The sequence below is a fragment of the Sphingomonas sp. Leaf208 genome (assembly GCF_001421415.1).
In the GTDB taxonomy this organism is placed as follows: Bacteria; Pseudomonadota; Alphaproteobacteria; order Sphingomonadales; family Sphingomonadaceae; genus Sphingomonas.
In genome coordinates, this window is record NZ_LMKH01000002.1 from 1 (window position 1) to 20,936 (window position 20,936).

The following is a 20,936-nucleotide window of genomic DNA, read 5'->3' on the forward strand; positions in this document are numbered from 1 at the left end:
TCGAGTTTGAACTCTCGGCTGAACTTCCGTCGTTGCATTTACACCCTCCGGTTCCGAAAACACCTTATCTCGGTGTCCACGAAACCGGCAGCAGCTCAATCCCCTCAACTGGCAGGAACCAGTGGCTAAGCCCATGCGCTCCGAGCGGCACCACTAAGGAAACAGCGATGGATGAGTTTGCGCGCATGATGAGTATGGAGGGTGTGCGTCCTCTTGATACCCCAAAGGAAACATCCCGACGGGTCGTCAAACAGCCATCTCCAGTTTCGAGCCAACCGTTAGTAACTATGCCAGAAGTAGGGGCGGGCGGTTATGCATGGGTTACAGGAAAACGTGCGCGCACTGCACTCGAGACGGCGTTGGAACGCTTGGCCAGCGAGATCCGCAGCGGACGGCGCGGCTGGGCAACCGGCATTCTTCAGGATGGCAGGACAGTCACATTGCCTGCTTCGTCAGGAGCGGCGTCACTGCTTGGCACCGCAGATCGCCAATCGTTACGCCTAATGATTGTCGGCGGCGACGGCTGGACCTTCGTAATGCATCCGATGATGGGAGTCGCTACGCTCGATAACGATCCTGCCTAGCCCGATGAACAAGCGTCAGGAAAGGGAACGCGGGGTGGTGCGGCTTGAACGTCGCGAACTAGGTTATCCTGACTGAGGGGCGGCGGTCCGCGTTACTATTGCTGATCCGTCCCTCGTTGAACCCTTTCGTTGGATTGTTCTTTCTGCCACGGCCAGCGCCCGTCAATCTCGACCTCGAGCGAGAAGCTCAGGAACGTCCTGATAAGAACAATGCCAGCAAGAACGAGCAGACTTTCGATTGTCGGCTCGACCGCTACCGTGTTGATGATGTCGGCCGCGACCAGGAACTCGAGGCCAAGAAGGATTGATCGGCCAAGACCCGACCGAAAGTCGGCGACTAGCATTGCTCGGCTGGTTTTGCCCCGGGCCAGACCGAGCAAGAAGGCGGCCAGCGTTCCGAATGCCCCTACAACGATAATGGCGGTACCGACGATCTCGACGGCGCTCGTTGCTAAATGGATCCACTGGGCTTCGTTCCTGATCATGATGCTTCATGCCTGAGCGGCTGCAAAGGCACAAACTACCAGAGGGGCAGGTTGGCCAGTCGGACCGGTTGGAAGCGTCGCGCCTGCTTTAACGAATACGGCGTGGATAGATCGGGCCTATCCACGCGTTGCTGCGCCGCACAATTTGGACACCGTGATATGCCTGCTGCCAACATCACCTGCCCAGCAAGCGGGCCACGTCGGTCCGAAGCTAGGCGTGCCGTTACTCGAGGTTCGCAAAATCCTGACAGCCTCGTTGGTCGCGGAGCTTGGTCATGAACGCATCGTTAGCACCACCGGCAGTGCGCCGTCCGCTCATTCTAGCGGCGGTAATGCTTGCTTCGTTCATGATCGCGATCGAGGCAACGATTGTATCGACGGCAATGCCCCAGATCGCAGGTCAGCTTGGTCAGCTTCAATACTATGCCTGGGTCTTCTCTTCATTCCTGCTCGCGCAGACCGCTACTACGGTGGTGTTCGGCAAGCTAGCGGATCTATATGGGCGGCGGTCGGTGCTGCTGGTTGGCATCGGCATTTTCCTCCTTGGATCAATTTTGTGTGGGTTCGCCTGGTCGATGCCGGCACTCATCGCGTTCCGTTTAATCCAGGGGCTGGGTGCTGGTGCTATCCAGCCTGTCTCCATCACTGTCATCGGTGATCTTTATGCGGCGCACGAACGTGGCAAGGTGCAAGGCTGGCTGGCAAGCGTCTGGGGCGTGTCATCAGTGATCGGTCCGCTTGCGGGCGGGTTGATCATCCAGCATGTCAGTTGGGCGTGGATCTTCTGGATCAATGTGCCGATCGGATTGGCCGCAGCCGCCGGCTTCTTCCTGTTTCTGCGCGAGACGGTCACGACGCACGAGCGTAGCGTCGACGTAGTAGGGGCGGGCCTGTTCACGGTCGCGATCGCGTCGCTGATGGTCGCGCTGACAGAGGCCGGGGCTTCGGACGGGCGCTTCGCGGTGCTAGCTGCGGCAGTCTGCCTTGTCGCGGCCGCGTTGTTCGTAGTCCAGGAACGGCGTGCTCGCGATCCGATGGTTGCTTTCGCGTTGTGGACGCGTCGCGCGATCGCCACCACCAATGCTGCAACGCTGTTCAGCGGCATGGCGGTGATAGGGCTGACTACCTTTTTGCCGATGTACGTTCAGGCCGTCATGGGCCGCTCGCCGCTCGAAGCAGGGTTCATGTTGACAGCGATGGTACTGGGCTGGCCGATTACAGCGACGCTTGGTGCCCGTAACTTTGGCCGGTTTGGCCTACGACGAATCCTGGTTTTCGGTGCCGCGCTACTGCCAGTAGGCGCTGTACCGTTCGTATTGCTGTCACCCAGCACTTCGCCTCTGGTGGCAGGTCTCGGTTCGCTGATCATGGGTTTCGGTATGGGCTTCCTGAGCACTGCGGCAATCGTACTCATCCAGGACAGTGTCGGGTGGACGGAACGTGGCGCTGCTACAGCATCAAACCTCTTCGCTCGTAATCTCGGCAGCACTCTTGGAGCCGCAGTGCTGGGCACGGTGCTTAACGCCAGCCTCGCACGAGACCATTCGGGGTCGTTGCAACAGGTACAGGAGCTGCTGCACGGCCAAGGGGCCATCGTCGGTGCAGCGGCAAGCCGCGCCAGCCTAGCTCATGGGCTTCACCTGACCTTCTGGGGCGTGTTGATCATAGCGCTGCTTGCTGTGTTACTTTCAGTTTTCGTTCCCCGCGTGACATTCGGGACCCGACCGCCGAAGTAGTTGGCATTCTAACTGCACCTGAACGAGCGTCTGAAGTTGGAAAGCTCAAGAGGACTGTGGAATGTACACCCGTGGGTCAGTCCGCATGTTGGAATTCTTCACTGCAGAACTCGTATAACTTAACGCACGGCACACCGGAAAAAGTGAAGAAATGCGGGTACAACTATAGCGTCGCGTTAGGAAAGTATGTTTCCGTCAGCTACCGGGTTGATGATGAGTGCACGAGTCATTCGCCAGCATCAGGGCAGTAACGAGAATGCGGAGCGGACTACCGGACGCCGGTGAGAAGCTGCCGGCATTTTCGAAAGCGCTGGCCGGGGAAGACATCGGCCCTTGCCAATGAGCCGATCGACCCCTTGTCGAGCGCAGACGGATGTCAATGTATCTCACGCCAATAACTTTCATCTGAAAATTGATCGTCGTCTCTCGGGCGCCCTGGCTGGCCGTGAAGGCGCACAGCTCTTATCAAGGATAGGTAAGATGCCCTTGGATGCGTTCCTCAGAGGTGAACGTCGACATGGGCAAGCCTGCGGCATTGAAGAGGTTACCGGGCACGACGCCGCTCCAGTTGTAGCGAACGTAGCGGGGGTTCGATATTGCCCCGGTTACGACCACGCTCTCGCCATCGATACGCGCCGTGGCAGAGGCGAATTTGCGATCAGGGCCGGCGATCTCAAAACCCGTAACTCGTGCACCTCGGCTAGTCAGGCCTTCTGCATGATCGAACCAAACCCGCTTCCCGCCCGGTTCGCCGCTCGTCTCGCGGAAGAGCGGGCTCTGATATGCGACGCGCTCGCCATACGCGATGCTGCGTGCCGCGAGCGCAAGTCGCGCGGCAACGGTTTGCTTGTCGCCCGGATGCACATTGCCCGGGTCGCCGACGTCGGTCGTCACCGCCATGGCGGTGTTGGTCAGGGCAAGCGCACGACGCTGCGCATCGCGTACCAAACCCCACTTTTCGTCGGGTGAGTTGAATGAAGAGATCTGCGCAAAAAGGAATGGGAAAGCCCCCTGCGCGAAATTGTGACGCCAGTCGGTGATCAGTCCCCGGAAGAGGTCGGCGTAATATGGCGCGCGCGCGACGTTGCTGTTCGTCTCGCCCTGGTACCAGATAACGCCCTTGATGCCGTAGCCCGTGAAGGGTGCAACCATTGCGTTGTACAGTGATGACGGCCGGTACGCATCCTCAGGGGGGTGCCATGGGCGCGTGGGAGGCTTACCGCCCGACGCAAGGATGGCAGCATCCTCGCGAGCCTCAGCGACGGTGGCTAGGTCCGCGTCGGCCTGGTCCTGCTGGAATCGAGCACGTGCGTCGATGGCGGGGGCCAGCGTTGCGTCGGTCGCGAACGCCTCGGTCGACACCCAACTGTCAGCAGGGGTGCCGCCCCAGGTCGAGTCGATTACACCTACCGTCACGTGCTCGCGAGCTGCGATTTCGCGGGCAAAGAAATAGCCGACGGCCGAGAAGTCGGTGGCGGTCGCGGGCGTAGTAGTCGTCCAGGTTGCATCGATGTCGCGTAGCGGGATGGAACTGCTCTTGTGTTCGATACGGAGGAGCCGAACGTGCGGGTCGGTCGCTGCCGCGATCTCCGCGGCGGCATTCTTTAGCGGCGCGCCGTCGAAGCCCTTTAGCGGGAACTCCATGTTCGACTGGCCCGAGGCGAACCAAACGTCGCCAAGCATCACATCTTGTACCTGGACCTTACCCTCCGCTGTGCCTCCATCGACGACAAGGACATAGGGTCCGCCAGCAGCTTCGGGCTTCAACCACGCATCCCATCGGCCGAGGCGGTCGGCGACTGTCATTACGCGTTGGTTATGCAACGACACGGCAACGTTCGCGTCCGCACGCGCCCAGCCCCAGACGTGCAGCGGCCTATCACGCTGCAACACGCTGTGGTCGCTGAACAGACGCGGCAGCTTCAGCTGTGCGGCCGCAGGTGACGTTGCCGTGGCAGCGAGGAGGGCGGTGTAGAGCAGAAGCTTCATGATCGGCATTATCCCTGACGTGCGGCGCTGACTGTCGCGACGTCTTAGCCACAGACTATCATCAAAGAAGCGCATGACCAGTTGGCATGCAGCTAGCAGTCGCACCTGCCGTGATGCGGTGGCAACGGCGCGGCGCTGCGGCAACCGTGACATGCGTATTGGCGCAGCGAACGGTCTTCAGCTTAGAGGGAACCGACGCTAGAAGGCGGCGAGGAGAGCCGGTTATGACGATTTACGCCAAGGTCGATGAAACCGGCCCGGTCGATGCGGCGCGGTTCGCCGATGAGATCGCGACGCGCGACCGGCCTATCGTATTGCGCGGTCAGGCGAAACGGTGGCCTGCCGTTGCGGCAGGGCTCCGCTCCGACGAGGCATTGGTCGATTACATGAAGGCGATGGACCGCGGACGGCCGGCCGAAGTGCTGATCGGTCCGCCGGAGATCGATGGTCGGTTCTTCTACGATGCGTCGATGCAGGCCTGCAATTTCCAGAAGCGGTTCGGCTCGCTCAGCGGGCTGCTCGACAAGCTGCTGTCGCTTCGCCGGGAGGCGGAGCCGGTCGCGCTCTATGCCGGCGCTGCCGCGGCGGACGATCACCTGTCCGCGTGGATTGCAGACAATCCCCTGTTGTTCGAATTACCGGGTGCCAAGCCGCGGATCTGGGTCGGCAATCGCACGCATGTCGCGACGCATTTCGACGAGGCGAGCAACGTTGCGGTAGTCGTGGCGGGTCGGCGGCGTTTCACGCTGTTCCCGCCCGAACAGGTCGGCAACCTCTATGTCGGCCCGTTCCACTTCACGATAGCGGGGCCCCCGGTCAGCATGGTGGATCTCGAGAAGCCGGATCTCGATCGCTATCCTAGATTCGCGGACGCCTTAGGCCACGGGCTCGTGGCCGATCTCGATCCCGGCGATGCGCTCTTCATCCCGCCTATCTGGTGGCACAGCGTCAAGGCGACTGCCGCGTTCAACGTGATGGTGAACTATTGGTGGGCCGAGCCGCATGCGCTCTCGCCGATGGGTGCGCTGAGCCATGCCGTCCTCGCGATCCGCGATCTCGACCCGGCCCAGCGCTTGGCATGGCGGCACTGGTTCGACCATTATGTGTTCGACGACGCGGCGCCGGATGCCGGCAATCATCTGCCGGCGCATGCTCTGGGCGTGCTCGCGCCGCCATCCGAAATGCGCAATGCCCGGTTTACGGCGCAGATCGCCGACGCCCTAAGTCCGCCACCAATTCCCGCTGCGCGCAAATCCAGCTGAAGTGCTCTGCCAAGGAGGGTTCCGAAGGAATGCCCCGTCCCGCGAGATCGGCGCAACCGAGGTTGCGCCGATAGGTTGCTATTGCGCCTCTCCACTGCTGGCGGTTTTGGGTGCGAACGTGATGAAGCGATCCGACTGCGCGACGTTCCATCCGCGTAGCGTCAGCGCGGCCGCCGCTTGGCCCGTGGCTTTGGGGTAGCGGATGACAATGCGCTTTTCCTCGCCGGGCAGGAGCGCAACGTAATTGTCGCTGTAGAACGCCGGCAGGACACGTTTGCCCTGCGCATCGACCAGCGTCAGCTTGGCGTTCAGCGCCGGAACCGCGGTTCGATTGGCCAGCGTCACCGTCACGACGTTGTCCGCGCCGTCGATCGCCTGCGCTACGACGGAGCCGGTCAGCGCGACGCTCTGCAGCGTGTTCAGCATCCGGTAGGCGGCTTCGTCTTTCCCGCGCCAGTAGAAATTGTCGGCAACCGTCTTGCCCGCCCGATCGATCAATTCGAGCTTGACCAGGAGCATCGGGTTCGACGCGAACAAGCGATCGAGCGGCACCGCTGCGAGCGGCGTCGCCATGTTGGCACCCGCATCGACGCGATCCTCACGCGTGAAGAGTTCGGCGTTGTCGAGCCCGACGACACGCGTGCGGACTTTTAGTCCAGGTTGCGCCTCGCGAGTCGTATTGAGCACGACCAGTTCGTTGCCCGGCAGGTTGAGCTGAACGTGAAGCGGTTCCGCAGCCTTCTTCGCACCGTAATAGGAGGCTTGGGTGTCGTAGTCCCAGCTGTAGATCTGCCACGTATTCGACGGCCATGCCGGATGCGTCATCCACAGCAGTCGACCAGAGTTCTTGGTCCACAAATGACCGAGAAACCCTTCGTACATCGCCTTGTGCGTCTCGAGGTTCATCATCTGCGACTTGCGCTCGAAATCGGCGAAGCTGGTACCGGGCCCGAACATGGTGTCGAGCGTGGACATGAACGTCTTGGTGTCGCCGTTCCCCGCAAAATGCCAATCATGATAGGCCAGCGTGTCGCTGAGTGGCCAGGTTTCGCTGTCGGGCATGTTGGCGCGTACAGATTCCAGCGTGGAGAGCGACGGCGTACCCGTCTCCACCGAGAAACCGGTGGCGAGGCCGGTGAAATAGCCGACCGGTGGACGATAGTTGTACGGTCCCGACCCCTGCAGGTTGACGACGTTGGAGCTGCCCGTGAACCAACGTGTGCCATCCTCGCGCGCGATGAGGTCGTCGAGGCCTTCGTTCAGGGCCGGGTAGGGCACCCCCTCGTTGCGACCGAACCATAGGATGATCGACGGGTGGTTGCGGTAGCGGCGAACCACGTCGTCGGCGTTCTTCAGGAACAGTGCCGGATCTTCCGGCTCGACCTGGAAATTCTGGGTCGATTGCCAGAAATCGTTGAGGATCATCATGCCGTTCTCATCGGCCAGGTCGTAAAACTCCTCTTCGGTATTGTTGCCCATCCAGTTGCGGATGACGTTCATGTGCGCCTCCTTCTGGAGACGGAAATAGGGGGCGAGGCGTGCGCGTCCGATGCGCTTCATCGCATCGTCCATGCCCCAATTGCCGCCGCGCGCGGCGATCTGCACGCCGTTCACGCGGATCGTCAGATGCGGTTCGGGCATCGTCGCCTCGACCGGTGTTACCGCCGGGGAACGCTCGCCCTGCGGCGTCAGCGATTCTGCCCAGCCGTTGGGGGATTGCTTGATGGCCTGATGGCGAACATCGATCAGGCGCTCGCCGCGCAGGCTGCCATCCGTGAACTGGAGGTTGACCCGGCGCAGCGCACCAGCCGCATCGAACAGCGACAGGTCGTAGCTGACTTCGCGAATACCGAACTTGTCGGTGCGCGTATCCGAGAGCTGGCCGTCGGCCAGCGCTTCCAGCGACAGTTGGTAAAGAGCCTGCTCGCCATAGCCGTTCGGCCACCAAAGTTTTGGATTGGCGACGTGAAGCTGCGCGAACTCCTTAGGGTTGAAGACGACCTTCGTCTCACCGGGCGGCGCGATGACCGTCTTCTCCACTCGGACGCCCCCAAACGTTGCACGCACGGTGACGCTTGCGGCTGTCGCACCAGCGTTCTGGACCGGTACGGTGATATAGACGTCAGCGCTGTCAGTACGGGGCAGAGGCAGATCAGTGACGATCTTGGGATCGAGCAGCCGGACGGTCCCATGCGCGAGCAGCTCCACGGGTCGCCACAGCCCCGTGTTACGGTCCCGAATACCCGGTATCCAGTCCCAGCCTTCGGTTGCGACGAAGGTTGGGCCATCGATGGCAAGCTGGCCCCCGTTCTCGCCGACGCCGCCGCTGATCGACTGCTCGTGCGGAATGCCGGGATGCGGTGGCGGCGAGACGCGGACCGCGACGACATTCTCGCCGGCGACCGGCACGAGGTCGAACTGGCCGCGGATGAAGGCGCCGTGGGTGTCGCCGAGCTTGCGGCCGTTCGCCCAGACGTCAGCGGCGTAGTTGATGCCACCGAAGACCAACGTCAGGCGTTTGCCCGCGGCGGCTGCCGGCACCGTAAAGCTGGTGCGGTACCAATAGTCCTGACGTGCCAGGCTCTCGGGAATCTTGAGGTTGTTGAGCCCGTAATATGGATCGGGATAGACGCCGCGGTCGACCAGCGTCGTCAAGACGGTGCCCGGCACGGTCGCCGCACGCCACGTGCCAGTGGCAGGGCCCGGACGCGACAGGGTGGCGGCATCCTCACGGACCTCGGGGGCTGCAGCAAGCTGCCAGCCGTTGACCAGCCAGCGGCCGTCGTTTTCGCGCGCCAGTCCTGTCGGGGGCAGAGGCAAGTGCACGATCGGGGCCGTAGTCGCGCTCACGCGGGCCTTCGGCAAGGTCCAGGCATCTTGCTGCTGAGTGAGGCCGATATTGGCCTGCTTCTGGAACGGCCAGCCGACGCCGACCTGCCAGAATTGCACGAGGTCGAAATCCGGCCGCGCTCGGATGGCGGCCGTGATCTCGCTGGCGCTCAGGGCCACGCCGTTGAACTGCGCCGTAACCAGCGATCCGCCAAAATGGCGAGGCGCTTGAGCACCGTTCGTCACCGGTGCAACGGCGAGGCGGGCGACGACTTTGCTCGGGTGGTTCGCGACGGACGCGACGACGCGGCCATCGACATAGAGGGTCAGTGTCCGTCCATTCGCCACAGCGGCGACATGCGTCCACTTGCCGGCAGCCAACGCCGGTCCGCCGGTTACCCGTGTCGCTCCGTCCACGGCAGTCGCGCGCCCATTGGTAAGGTCGAGGCAGCGACAGGCCTCCAGCGGATTACCGACGGCCAGCAGCAAACCGTCCGCGCCGGCTTCGCTTGGGCGAACCCAAGTGGACAGCGTCCAGGGGGCATTGGCTTGGACAGCTGCGTCGGCGCCCGACAGATCACGCTCCACCCCGGTCCCGCCTTCTAGGATGGCAACATTGTAGGGGCCGGCATTCGCGATCGTCGGCCCCATGGTCGGCATCATGGCTTGAGCGGCCAGCGAAGAGGATAATGCGGCACCGAGCAGAAGCGCGGCTGTTAGTGGCAACGATCGCATGGATAGATCTCTCCTGAGTTCCCGGCTCGATATTCTACCGGCCGGTTGATTCTTATGTTCGTCGTGCCAGACCTTGGGTCGGTCAGGCGTCCCCAGTCCACAGTCGTGCAGCGCCGCGCACGCCTGACGCGTCGCCCCAGCGCGCAGGCACGATACGACCCTCCCATAGGTCCGAGAAGGCATAGCGGCGGACGATGGAGGGAAGTTCTTCATAGATTTCGGCGACGTTCGACATGCCTCCGCCCAATACGACGACCTCGGGGTCCAGCAGGTTGGCAACCATGGCCAGTACGCGTCCCAGCCGGTCGACATACGCATTCAATGCAGCTCGGGCGGCGGGATTCCCGGCGCGGGCGGTTGCAACGATCTCCGGCGCGCTGAGCGAAAGACCATGTTCTGTCCTGGCGGCACGCGCGAAACCCGTGCCGGAAACCCAGCTTTCGATACATCCCGTCAGGCCGCACCAGCATGGCGGCGGAGACAGTTCGTCGCTGCGCGGCCAGGGTAGAGGTAAGTGCCCAATCTCGCCGGCAATGCCGTGGGCGCCGTCGAGACACGCACCCGAGAGTACGATGCCGCCACCGACGCCCGTACCGATCACCAGCGCGAACACGCTGCGCGCACCGGTCGCTGCGCCATCGGTGGCCTCGGACAGCGCGAGGCAGTTCGCGTCGTTTACCAGCCGCACCGGTCGGCCGAGAACAGAGGTGAGGTCTTCGGAGAACGATCGACCGTTCAAGTAAAGAGAGTTGCTGTTGCGCATCACGCCGGTACGTGGCGACGGCGATCCGGGAGCGCCGATGCCGACGGTACATGCCGTGCCCCCCGCGATGTCGGCAGCCACGACGAACTCGGCGATAGCGGCTACCGCGGTATCATACGTGCCGGGATTGGGAACTCGCTGCTGCCACAGCGTCTCACCGTCTGCGCCTAGCAACACGGCTTCGATCTTGGTGCCACCAAAGTCGATACCTAAAGCCGGTACAGATGCTGGCTGCGGCTCGATCGCCCGAGCAGCGATACTGTTTTGCAAGGCAATCTTCCTCTCTTTAGTCGCGTGACCGCTGCCCGGCCATCGTCAACCAAGCATGCCAGCGATCGTTATAAACGCAAATTGATTTTGTTATTGACCGGATCTACCGGATGTTTAAACACGCGATGTCGAGACAACGGGAAGTTGCGACTGGCAGGCAGGAGAGGGTGGGGCGATGAGTCGCCGATCGGCTCGATCTTAGCATGCTAAAACGTTCGCCAGTTCCTGGCGATTTCGGGTGCTGAGGGAGACGGTCGAAATGTTGCGTGCACGTTCCAAGAATATGTTGATGGTCGCGGCCTCCGTGACGGCGCTGGTGAGCAGTGGCACCGCACTCGCCCAGCAAACGTCCACGACGCAGGGGGTGCTGCAGAACGCGCCTACCGATCAAGCCGCATCGCCGTCAGCGGCTGCTGCCGATCAGACAAGCGAAGCGCAGTCCCCAACCACGCCCGCTAGCGACGCGGCTGCTGAAACGCAGGACATCGTCGTCACCGGCATTCGTGGATCGCAGCAGCGTGCGGTCAACCTCAAGCGCGATGCCGCGTCGGTCACCGACTCCATCTCGGCCGAAGACATCGGCAAGCTGCCCGATGTGACGATCTCGGACTCGCTCCAGCGTATCCCTGGCGTGCAGATCCGCCGTGATGCCGGTGAGGGCGCGGCGATCAATATTCGTGGCCTGCCGCAGGTTACGACGTTGCTCAACGGCGAGGCCTATCTCGGCGCTCAGTCGATCACGACGATCCAGCCGAACTTCAACGATATCCCGTCGCAGCTGTTCGCGGGCGCGGACGTCATTAAGTCGAGCACGGCCGATCTGCTCAACGCGGGCATCACCGGCACGGTAAACCTGCGCACACGCCGCCCGTTCGATCTCAAGAAGGGCTTTACCGTCGCTGCCGCTGCCGAGGGCGCTTATGGCGACAAGACCAAGGAGTTCGATCCGAACCTGAATGGGCTATTCGGCTTCCGAGGCGAGAAGTTCGGGTTCCTGGTGTCGGGCGCGTATTCGAACCTGCATCTTTCGAACTCCCACAACGGGATCCAGGAAGGCTACGGGGCCGCGCTGCACAACGAGCAGTTCAATACTGCGGCCAACCCTACTGGCGACGTCAACCTCAGCAACGGCTTCTCACCGGCCAACCGACCAAAGGGTACGATTGTCGGCACCGGCCGCGACGTGAACGGCGACGGCGACGCGAACGATGCTTTCATCGTTCCTCAGGGCTTCACCGCCTGGGACAAGGTCAACCAGCGTGAGCGGATCGGCATCAACGCCTCGGCGCAGTGGGAGATCAGCGACGCCCTGACGCTGAACGCCGATGCGTTCTTCACCCGCCAGAACGAGAATGATCGCACCGCCGGCATCCAGATGCAGAACGTCAACTGGCAGGCCGGGGAATTCGTGCCGGGCCAGTCGCGCAACACCGGATCGACCGTGTCGCTTAGCAATGGCGGCGTGACGCGCGATTATGATCTGAATACGACCCAGATCTATAATTACGACCTCGGAAATTTCGACTCATATGCGCAGAATGACAAGTTCAAGTCTCAGTCGCAGAACTACAATGCCGAGCTGAAGTACGATAATGGTGGCCGTTTCAAAGCGAGCCTGCGCGGCGTCTACGGCAAGGCCTATTCGAACTACGACCAGAGCTATCTGCAGTTCAGCCCATCGAATGGCGCGCAGTGGCAGCCGGGCGGGATCGGTCATTATCCGACCGGCGACGTCGCGTTCAATCCGGGTGGTTATGCGGTCAACACCATTGCGGGTACGGCATCGTTGCCAGCGACGGTCGATTTCACCGGTAACCAGCCCGTCTTCACCTTGCCGTCGCAGCTGACGACAGCGCTTGGCAACATCGACAACTACGCGATGAAGACCACGTCTTCGGAGGGTAACTATCGCCGCAAGGGCGACCTGAAGATCATCCGCGGCGACGTTTCGTACGAGGCCAACGACAATGTCAGCCTGAGCGCCGGCGGCCGGTACAGCGAGCGCACGGTCGACGACTTCGAGTTCGATCGGGCGGCACCGCTGTATGCAGGGCAAGCGTCGCAGCCGGGCGGCTGCCTGGTCAAGTGGAAGGCGTTCGACGTCCCACTTAACGATCCGTCCTGCCATGCCGGTTCGGGCACGTTCGATACCCCAGGCTTCAGGCCCTACACGTCGGGCGTGGTCCGCAAGGCCAGCGATCCGATTTTTAACGGCCAGGTCAAGCAGTTCAACCTGCCGGGGGCCGGGCTGCCGCCGATCTACGTGCTTGATCCAAAGGTCATGGATAACGCGCTGGCGTTCCAGAACAGCTTCTACCCCGGCAACGTCGAGATTCAGAACCCGGGTGCGTCGTTCAACGTCGGCGTGAAGCAGATTTCGGGCTATGCGCAGCTCAACGTCAAGGGTGACGTGTTCGGCATTCCCGTATCCGGCAACGCCGGCCTCAAGGTCATCAACACCAAACTCGACATCACCCAGTTCGTGACCGGTTCGCCGCGGCCCTACGGCGTCGCAAACACGGTCAACGGGACGGTCGAGACCAAGCGGAGCTTCACGGATTTCCTGCCGGCATTCAACCTGGCGTTCAGCTTTGCCGACAACCTGAAGCTGCGCCTCGCCTACTCCAAGACGATGACGCTGCTGGATCTCAACCAATGGGGTGGTGGACTCAATCCGAACTACGCGATCGATACGAGCAACCCAGGATCGCCCGTCTTCCGCGTCACCGGAGGCAGTTCGAACGGCAATCCGCAACTCGATCCCTGGCGCGCCACGAACGTCGAAGGCTCGCTGGAATACTATATCGGCCGCAGCAGCTTGTTGAGTGTCGGCGCCTTCTACATCGACGTCGCCAGCTTCATCCAGTCTGGTAACATCGTGCGAACCGATCTGCCGGACAATGACGGCGTGGTCCGCAACCGGACCGTGTCGATCAGCACCCCGGTTCAAGGCGACGGTGGTACGCTCAAAGGTGTCGAAGCGGGTGCCAAGCTGTCGTTCAACGACTTCGGCTTCATTCCGACGGTGCTCTCCAACTTCGGCATCGATGCGAACATCACCTATTCGCCGTCCGATTCGGGCGCGGTCGATCTCAAGGGAGACTCGATCCCGTTCCAGGACAATTCGAAGATCCAGACCAACCTTGCCGGCTTCTACCAGGACAATCACTTCCAGGCTCGCGTCGCCTGGAACTACCGTTCGAAGCGCGCCGTCCAGCAGGACTTCGGCGGCATCCAAGGCCTCGAACTGTATCAGCAGCCGACGAACTACATCGATGCCTCGATCAGCTACGACTTCACGCCAAATCTGACGCTGTACGCACAAGGGTCGAACCTGACCGGCGAGTATGAAAAATACTATCTGACCTTCCCGGATGAGAAAGCGTACAACAACATCTATGAACGCCGGTTCATGGCGGGCGCGCGTTTCAAGTTCTGATCTGCGGGTGAGACTGTAAGCGCCTGCCATCCTGTTAGTGGGTGGCGGGCGTTTGCGTGGCAACGCGCAGGATGGGGGGATTGAGCGTGACAGATGGAGCAGGAACAACGCATCACTCAGGACCGCTGCGCTCGATCGTGATCGTCGGCGGCGGCACTGCGGGGTGGATGGCGGCGACGCTCCTCGCGCGCAGGCTCGATCGTCAGTCCGTGACCATCACGGTCGTCGAATCCAGCGATATCCGCACGGTGGGGGTGGGCGAGGCGACCGTTCCCGGTATCCGCGATTTCTTTCGAGAGATCGGCGTCACCGAGCAGGAGGTCATGGCGGCTGCGCAAGGCACGGTGAAGCTCGGCATCGAGTTCGTCGACTGGAAGCGCGAAGGCGAGCGATTCTTCCACCCCTTCGGCTTGTACGGGATGCGATCGCGGGGGGTGGCGTTCCACCATTACTGGCGCAAGCTGAATGCAGCTGGGCAACCTACGCCGCTGTCCGACTTTTGTCTTGCAACCGCGCTTGCCGAACGTAACCTCTTCATGCGACCAACCGACAGTCCGGTGCATGATCTGCTATTCTTCGATTGGGCAGTCCATTTCGACGCAGGCCTGTTTGCCAAGTTCCTGGCAAAAAAGGCCGGCGAATGGGGCGTGAAACATGTCGACGCCAAGATCACCGATGTTCTCGTCGATCAGGTCACAGGTTTTATCTCCAGCGTCGACACCCAGTGTGGCAAGACGATCGCGGGCGACCTCTTCATCGATTGCTCGGGCTTTCGGTCGCTATTGCTCGGCGACGCGCTGGGCGTACCGTACGAGGATTGGACGAATCTGCTTCCATGCGATCGCGCGGTCGCGATGCCGTGCGAACGAGCAGGACCGCTTACCCCATATACGCGCAGCACGGCACTGACTGCCGGATGGCAATGGCGGATTCCGCTGCAGCACCGGGTCGGTAACGGCTATGTCTATGCGAGCCGCCATATTTCGGATGACGAGGCCGTTGCGACGTTGAAAGGTCGGCTCGAAGGCGAAGCGCTGGCCGAGCCAAACATGATCCGCTTCCGTACCGGTCGTCGGACCGCATTCTGGCAAGGAAACTGTGTCGCAATCGGACTCGCCGCGGGATTTATGGAACCGCTGGAATCGACGAGCATCACGCTCATCCAGACCGGCTTGGAGAAGTTGCTCGCCTTGCTGCCTGATAGGAGTTTTGATCCGGCGTTGGCGGATGAGTATAACCGGACCACGGGCCTCGAATATGCGCGTATCCGCGACTTCCTGGTGCTGCATTATTTTGCGAATGGCCGGCAAGGTCAGCCGATGTGGGATCGCTGCCGAGGCACCGCGCTACCCGAGCAGCTGGCACGCAAGCTGACATTGTTCAAGGCTCGCGGGCACCTCGTGCGCTACGAATGGGAATCGTTTCAGGACCCAAGTTGGCTTTCCATGTATGCTGGATTTGGCATCGATGCCGCGGCGCACGACCCGCTGGCGGATCATTTCTCCCTGTCAGATCTCGAGGCAGCGTTCGAACGGATGAAGGGTTCGATACGTGACGCCGTTGCGCTTGCCGAACCGCACGAGACGTTTCTCAAGTCCTTTGCCCCTGCGTCGACTCCTCCCGCATCCCGGTCAATGAACTTTGCCGCGAATGGATAGGCCCTCCAATTTCAACGTTTCCGGAAAAGCGACCAGCGCCAGCGTTACTGCAGACGACCGGTCGGTCAGGCTTGGGCCGAGTCTGTCAGGCACGAACCTGGAACGTGCAGGTGACTATAATCAGCGCGTCGTAACGCAGATCATTCGACGCAATCCTGACATCACGCGAAACGAAATCGCGGTGATGACCAATTTGACTACGCCGACGATCGCCAACATCGTAGGGCGATTATTCGAGAACGAACTGGTGATCGATGCCGGTCGACGCTTGGGCGGTCGAGGCCAGCCGGCGACGCGCCTTCGGATCAATCCGGAAGGAGGCTATGCCATCGGCCTCAACATCGATCGCGATCATGTTACTCTAGTATCACTCGATTTGGCGGGCACGGTGCGATCTCGGTTTACCCGACAGATCGCATTCGCATCGCCTGAAGACGTCGTACGGGTCGTCGAAAAAGGAATCGCGACAATCGTTCGTACCGATGCGGTCCGTTTTGACCGGGTGCTTGGGATGGGTGTGGCACTTCCCGACGATCTCGGCCGTGTCGACCTGCCGCATCGCCCGCCCGGGTACGAGCAGTGGAGCGATGTCGATATCCAGGCGATGCTCGCACCCATCGTTCCCTGGTCGATCCACATCGACAACGATGCCGCTGCAGCGGCTATCGGCGAGGCGCAGTTCGGCGACGGGCATCATGCGAACTTCTTCTACATTCTCGTCAGCGCGGGGCTAGGCGGCGGGGTCGTGATCGACGGCGCTTATTACCGCGGCGCAAACGCCCGCGGCGGGGAAATCGGCTTTCTGCCGCTCGCCACTGATCCGACCAAGGTGCTGCAGGACGTCGTCTCCCTGTCGGCATTGTCGAGCTATCTGGAGACTGCAGGACTGGACCCGGCGGGCATGGATCCGACGCAACCGTTTCCCGCAGCGTGCAAGCCGCACGTCGCCGCGTGGCTCGAGGACGCATCGGACGCGCTCGTACCAGCGCTGATGGCCGTGAACTGCCTAGTCAATCCGGCGATTGTTCTCGTTGGAGGGCGGCTGCCGGACGATATCCTCGATCAACTCGCTACGGATACCTACCGAAAACTGCGAACGGCAGCACCCAATATCCCTATAATTGCGCCGATCGCTCGGGCGAGTCTGTCGCGAGATAGTCCGGCAATAGGCGCCGCGATCCTGCCTTTTCTCGACCGCATCCTGCCGTCGGACGGGATACTCATCAAGACGCAATCGGCTTAGCCAAACGAATGACCAGACGTATTGCTTTAATGAGGAAGTACTTTTTGAAAAAGCTGGCGCATCTAGTTGTACTTGCCTTTCTGCCGTTTGCGGTCGGCGTGGCGCGCGCGCAGGATCAGTTTGTCGATCCAAACACGCTGCGTCCTTCGTTGGACCCGAACCGCAAGGCCAATGGGTTGGCACGAACGCCGCAGATGGGATGGAACAGCTGGAACAAGTTCGGCTGCAACATCGATGAGAAGACGGTGCGTCGCATCGCCGACACCATGGCGACGAATGGCATGCGCGATGTGGGGTACGAGTATGTCGTTATCGACGACTGCTGGCACGGTGAGCGCGATGCCAAAGGCTTCATCACGGAAAGTCGAGAGAAGTTTCCATCGGGTATGAAGGCACTGGCCGATTACGTCCACGCTCGCGGCCTCAAGTTCGGGATATACTCCGATGCCGGCGCCAAGACGTGTGGCGGCAAGCCCGGCAGCCTTGGACATGAATATCAGGACGCACTTACATACGCCCGGTGGGGCGTAGACTACCTGAAGTATGACTGGTGCTCGACTGGCACGTTGAACGCCGAGAGCGCTTACGCGCTCATGTCTGATGCCCTCAAAGCCACGGGGCGGCCAGTGCTTCTGGCGATGTGCGAATGGGGCAACAATCGTCCTTGGGAATGGGGCAATAAGATCGGCAACTCGTGGCGCACCACCAGCGATATTCGCGACGCCTGGAAGGGGCGAGACAAATGGTCGATCGGCATGGTCGACATTGTCGACGCGAACGAGCCGCTCTATCCGTATGCAGGGCCTGGGCACTGGAACGACGCCGACATGCTCGAGGTCGGCAACGGCGGAATGTCCGATACTGAGTACCGCTCCCATTTCAGTTTGTGGGCCATGATGACCTCACCGCTGATTGCCGGTAACGATATCACCAACATGAGTGCAGCAACGCGCGACATTTTGTTGAACAAGGAGGTAATCACGGTCAACCAGGACCCCCTAGGTCAGCAGGGTCGCCGTATACGCGATGATGGCGATCTGGAGGTCTGGTCAAAGCCGTTGAGCGATGGAAGCCGCGCCGTGATACTATTCAACCGCTCCGAAAGTCCTGCCAAGATCGAAGTTAATTGGCCAGAAATAGGTCTGACCCGCTCGGTACGTGCAGACGTACGCGACGTGTGGAGCCATCGGTCGATAGGCAAGGTTGCCGACCGCTACGCCGCACTGGTGCCAGCGCATGGCGTGATCATGGTTAAGGTAACCCCCTGATCGCGCCACGAGGTTCTAATATGCGTCGTCGGCCAGACGAACACCGGATGCTAGTTTGCGACGAACCTGCCGTTCGAGAGGTTGCGTTAAGCCCAGCAGCAAAGCCGTCAGTTTGACCATTTAGCGTTGCTGGGCAGTTGCGAACCATGAACGAATTTCCGAACTTGGGACGCACAAGAAGGACGCCGAGCGCCCGCTTGTGGGTCGATTCCGAGGCATTTGTCTGGCTCGTCATGTGAAACTTGGTGACCCACGTATTTCGACGGTCAAGATGCTCAAAAATCGGTCGCTCGCGAACGTCCGATTTGAACCTACTGTAACAGCTTGCGAACCCGTCAGCTGACATTCACTCTGTAGAGAATTAAACTTGCATCGTATTTTCGTTTAGGGCATCGATTAGGCATCGGCACCAAAGAGTGCCATTGCCATAGGAGAGGATTATGCGGCTTCGTTCGTGCTGGCTCGGTGTGTCCGTGCTCGCTCTGCTCTCGACGGGTCAGGCCGTCGCTCAGTCAGTTCCAGCCGATCCCGGCGCTTCGACCGAACAGACGGAAAGCCCCGCGCCGCAGCAGGGCGACATCATCGTCACCGCGCGCCGCCGCAACGAGAACCTCCAGACTACGCCGTTGTCCGGCTCTGTCCTGTCAGGCACCGATCTGGCGAACAAGGGCGTGTCGAGCGTCGACGCGCTCCAGTTCGCTACACCAAGCGTGGTGGTGAACAATTTCGGTCAGGGCATCGACTTTAACGTCCGCGGCATCGGCAAGGGCGAGCACAACACGCAAACCGCGACCGGAGTCATCACCTACCGTGACGGCGCACCGACGTTCCCGGGCTATTTCGCGCAGGAACCCTATTACGACGTCGCGAACATCCAGGTGCTACGCGGTCCGCAAGGCACGATCGTCGGCCAGAACGCTACCGGCGGCGCAGTGTTCGTCAACAGCAACGACCCGATCATCGGTGGCGGCTATCGTGGCTATATCAACGCGAATGTAGGCAATTATTCGGACGTTGGCGTACAGGGCGCGGTGAACATCCCGGTGAGCGACACGCTGGCCGCGCGGTTCGCGGTCTATGGACAGCGACGCGACGGCTTCTACGATATCACCGGGCCGGGTGGATCGAAATATACCGACAACAACGGCGACGTGCGCCAGATCGCCGGCCGCTTCAGCCTGTTGTGGAAGCCGACGTCGCGGCTGTCGATCCTGTCCAAGACCGACGTCGACTATCTCGACATGGGGGCCTATCCCGCCAGCCCGTTCACCAATCAGTTCCGGTACCTGCCGGTTGGCAGCACGACGCCGAACCCCAATTACCGCGACTTGTTCGACATCACCGCGAACTCCCCGCAGGAGGCGCGTGACAAGTTTTACCGTTCGATTCTGCGCGTGAACTACGAGTTCGACAACGGAATCCAGCTGCGATCGGTCAGTGCTTATGCGAGCGGCAACACCAAATATCGCTCCGACCTGGACGGCACCGCGACAGCGAACCGGACGTTCTTCGACAGCGTTGACGAGCGCCAATATTCTCAGGAATTGACGCTGATCTCGCCTGATACGTCGCGCGTCTCGTACCTTGTCGGTGCGTTTGGTGTCTGGAACAAATACGACTTCAAATCACCCTACCAGTTCGTGATCGGTGCTCCGCTCGGGAATCCGCTGACCGAATACCGGTTGCAAGGTATCAACCCGAACCGTTCGCTGGCCGCCTTCGGGCAACTTGGCTTTGCGATCACGCCCAAGCTAAAGGTCGAGGTCGGGGGCCGCTACACGACCAGCCGCAGCCGCAACGATATCGATGTTCTGCAGTACGGCACGCCTATCGTCGCAGAGCAGAAGACCAGCTCGAATGATTTCTCGTACAAGGCCTCGCTCGGCTGGGAGGTCAGCCGCGACCATTATCTCTACGGTTTCGTCGCGACCGGGTTCAAGCCGGGCGGGCTCAACGTACCTGTTGGCTTGGGCAACCCTGCGCCGTTCGGTGCCGAGCAGGTCACATCCTACGAAGCCGGCTGGAAGGCGAACTTCCTCGACCGTCGTATCCGGACCAGCATCAGCGCCTTCTACAACGACTATGAGGCTTTCCAGGTTACGATCGGCAACCCGACCATCCCGGTGTTCGGGCTTCAGGTGAACGTTCCCGGTAAGACCAAGATCTACGGGATCGAGGCCGAAGCCGACGTGAAGTTCGGCAATCTGACGTTCGACGTCGGCATGAACGTGTTGCGCAGCGAACTCGGTCAGTTCTTCGCGACCGATCCGCGCATCCTGGCAGTTGCTGCCTGCAACGTGAACACCGGGCCCGCCAGCGTATCGTGTCGTAACCTGAAGGGTGTCGACCAGAGCTATGCGCCGAACTTCACGTTCAACGTCGGCGCCAGTTACGAGATCGCGCTGGGCGGCGGCTCGACGCTGACGCCGCGCGCGAATTATGGGCACATCGCGCCGCAATGGGCGACCTTGTTCCAGAACCGCGCGCTCGGCGATCGACTGGACGCGCGCAATATCGTCAACGCACAGCTCGCCTATAATCGCGGCACGGTCACGCTGACCGCTTACGGGACGAACCTCACCGATCAGCATTATCCTGCTGCGCTCAACAGCGGGCTCTATTTCGCGGGATCGCCGCGGCAATATGGCCTGAAGCTCCTGAAGGCGTTCTGACGA

12 protein-coding genes are annotated in these 20,936 nt (G+C 61.1%); 8 read left to right on the forward strand and 4 right to left on the reverse strand.

Annotated features, from left to right (window positions below; translation table 11 throughout):
* Window positions 1-584: hypothetical protein (locus ASE69_RS21760; protein WP_235518029.1), on the forward strand; the 584-nt coding region annotated here is incomplete at its 5' end.
* A gap of 95 nt (window positions 585-679) precedes the next feature.
* Here the strand turns inward: ASE69_RS21760 and ASE69_RS03600 are convergent.
* A complete protein-coding gene (locus ASE69_RS03600; RefSeq protein WP_056483132.1) occupies window positions 680-1,069 on the reverse strand; it encodes a DUF1622 domain-containing protein in 390 nt (129 codons plus the stop codon).
* 275 nt (window positions 1,070-1,344) lie between these two features.
* Between ASE69_RS03600 and ASE69_RS03605 the strand changes: the two genes are divergently transcribed.
* The gene (locus ASE69_RS03605; RefSeq protein ID WP_056483233.1) at window positions 1,345-2,805 is read left to right on the forward strand and encodes an MDR family MFS transporter; all 1,461 of its coding nucleotides are present in this window, start codon (window positions 1,345-1,347) and stop codon (window positions 2,803-2,805) included.
* Window positions 2,806-3,270: 465 nt separating this feature from the next.
* Here ASE69_RS03605 and ASE69_RS03610 read toward each other — a convergent pair whose 3' ends face one another.
* Entirely contained in the window at window positions 3,271-4,938 is a 1,668-nt protein-coding gene (locus tag ASE69_RS03610) for a sialate O-acetylesterase (protein ID WP_235518032.1), read from the reverse strand.
* A gap of 80 nt (window positions 4,939-5,018) precedes the next feature.
* On the opposite strand from ASE69_RS03610, the gene ASE69_RS03615 reads away from it, so the two are divergent.
* A complete protein-coding gene (locus tag ASE69_RS03615; protein ID WP_056483135.1) occupies window positions 5,019-6,056 on the forward strand; it encodes a cupin-like domain-containing protein in 1,038 nt (345 codons plus the stop codon).
* A gap of 78 nt (window positions 6,057-6,134) precedes the next feature.
* Here the strand turns inward: ASE69_RS03615 and ASE69_RS03620 are convergent, their stop codons facing one another.
* Entirely contained in the window at window positions 6,135-9,620 is a 3,486-nt protein-coding gene (locus ASE69_RS03620) for a glycosyl hydrolase 2 galactose-binding domain-containing protein (RefSeq protein ID WP_082452825.1), read from the reverse strand.
* A gap of 82 nt (window positions 9,621-9,702) precedes the next feature.
* Window positions 9,703-10,653, reverse strand: a complete 951-nt coding sequence (locus tag ASE69_RS03625; protein ID WP_235518033.1) for an ROK family protein — start codon at window positions 10,651-10,653, stop codon at window positions 9,703-9,705.
* A 259-nt stretch (window positions 10,654-10,912) separates the two neighbouring features.
* Here ASE69_RS03625 and ASE69_RS03630 point away from each other — a divergent pair, with 259 nt between their 5' ends.
* The 5 genes from ASE69_RS03630 (at window position 10,913) to ASE69_RS03650 (ending at window position 20,933) form a co-directional block, all read left to right on the forward strand.
* Window positions 10,913-14,092, forward strand: coding sequence for a TonB-dependent receptor (locus ASE69_RS03630; RefSeq protein ID WP_056483138.1), 3,180 nt, complete (start codon window positions 10,913-10,915; stop codon window positions 14,090-14,092).
* Window positions 14,093-14,163: 71 nt separating this feature from the next.
* Window positions 14,164-15,750, forward strand: a complete 1,587-nt coding sequence (locus tag ASE69_RS03635; protein WP_056483141.1) for a tryptophan halogenase family protein — start codon at window positions 14,164-14,166, stop codon at window positions 15,748-15,750.
* Complete coding sequence (locus ASE69_RS03640) at window positions 15,743-16,993, forward strand: ROK family transcriptional regulator (RefSeq protein ID WP_056483144.1); 1,251 nt, start codon at window positions 15,743-15,745, stop codon at window positions 16,991-16,993. Before ASE69_RS03635 ends, ASE69_RS03640 begins: the two co-directional genes overlap by 8 nt.
* 44 nt (window positions 16,994-17,037) lie before the next feature.
* Window positions 17,038-18,261: an alpha-galactosidase gene (locus tag ASE69_RS03645; RefSeq protein ID WP_235518040.1), complete on the forward strand. Its 1,224-nt coding sequence runs from the start codon at window positions 17,038-17,040 to the stop codon at window positions 18,259-18,261.
* Window positions 18,262-18,701: 440 nt separating this feature from the next.
* Window positions 18,702-20,933, forward strand: coding sequence for a TonB-dependent receptor (locus ASE69_RS03650; RefSeq protein WP_056483149.1), 2,232 nt, complete (start codon window positions 18,702-18,704; stop codon window positions 20,931-20,933).
* Window positions 20,934-20,936 lie beyond the last annotated feature (3 nt).

Excerpts from the sequence above, each read along its gene's own strand:
- ASE69_RS03640 (WP_056483144.1), top strand. The coding sequence starts at position 15,743 with ATGGATAGGCCCTCCAATTTCAACGTTTCCGGAAAAGCGACCAGCGCC.
- ASE69_RS03600 (WP_056483132.1), bottom strand. The coding sequence starts at position 1,069 with ATGATCAGGAACGAAGCCCAGTGGATCCATTTAGCAACGAGCGCCGTC.
- ASE69_RS03615 (WP_056483135.1), top strand. The coding sequence starts at position 5,019 with ATGACGATTTACGCCAAGGTCGATGAAACCGGCCCGGTCGATGCGGCG.
- ASE69_RS03620 (WP_082452825.1), bottom strand. The coding sequence starts at position 9,620 with ATGCGATCGTTGCCACTAACAGCCGCGCTTCTGCTCGGTGCCGCATTA.
- ASE69_RS03650 (WP_056483149.1), top strand. The coding sequence starts at position 18,702 with ATGCGGCTTCGTTCGTGCTGGCTCGGTGTGTCCGTGCTCGCTCTGCTC.
- ASE69_RS03635 (WP_056483141.1), top strand. The coding sequence starts at position 14,164 with ATGGGGGGATTGAGCGTGACAGATGGAGCAGGAACAACGCATCACTCA.
- ASE69_RS03605 (WP_056483233.1), top strand. The coding sequence starts at position 1,345 with ATGAACGCATCGTTAGCACCACCGGCAGTGCGCCGTCCGCTCATTCTA.
- ASE69_RS03630 (WP_056483138.1), top strand. The coding sequence starts at position 10,913 with ATGTTGCGTGCACGTTCCAAGAATATGTTGATGGTCGCGGCCTCCGTG.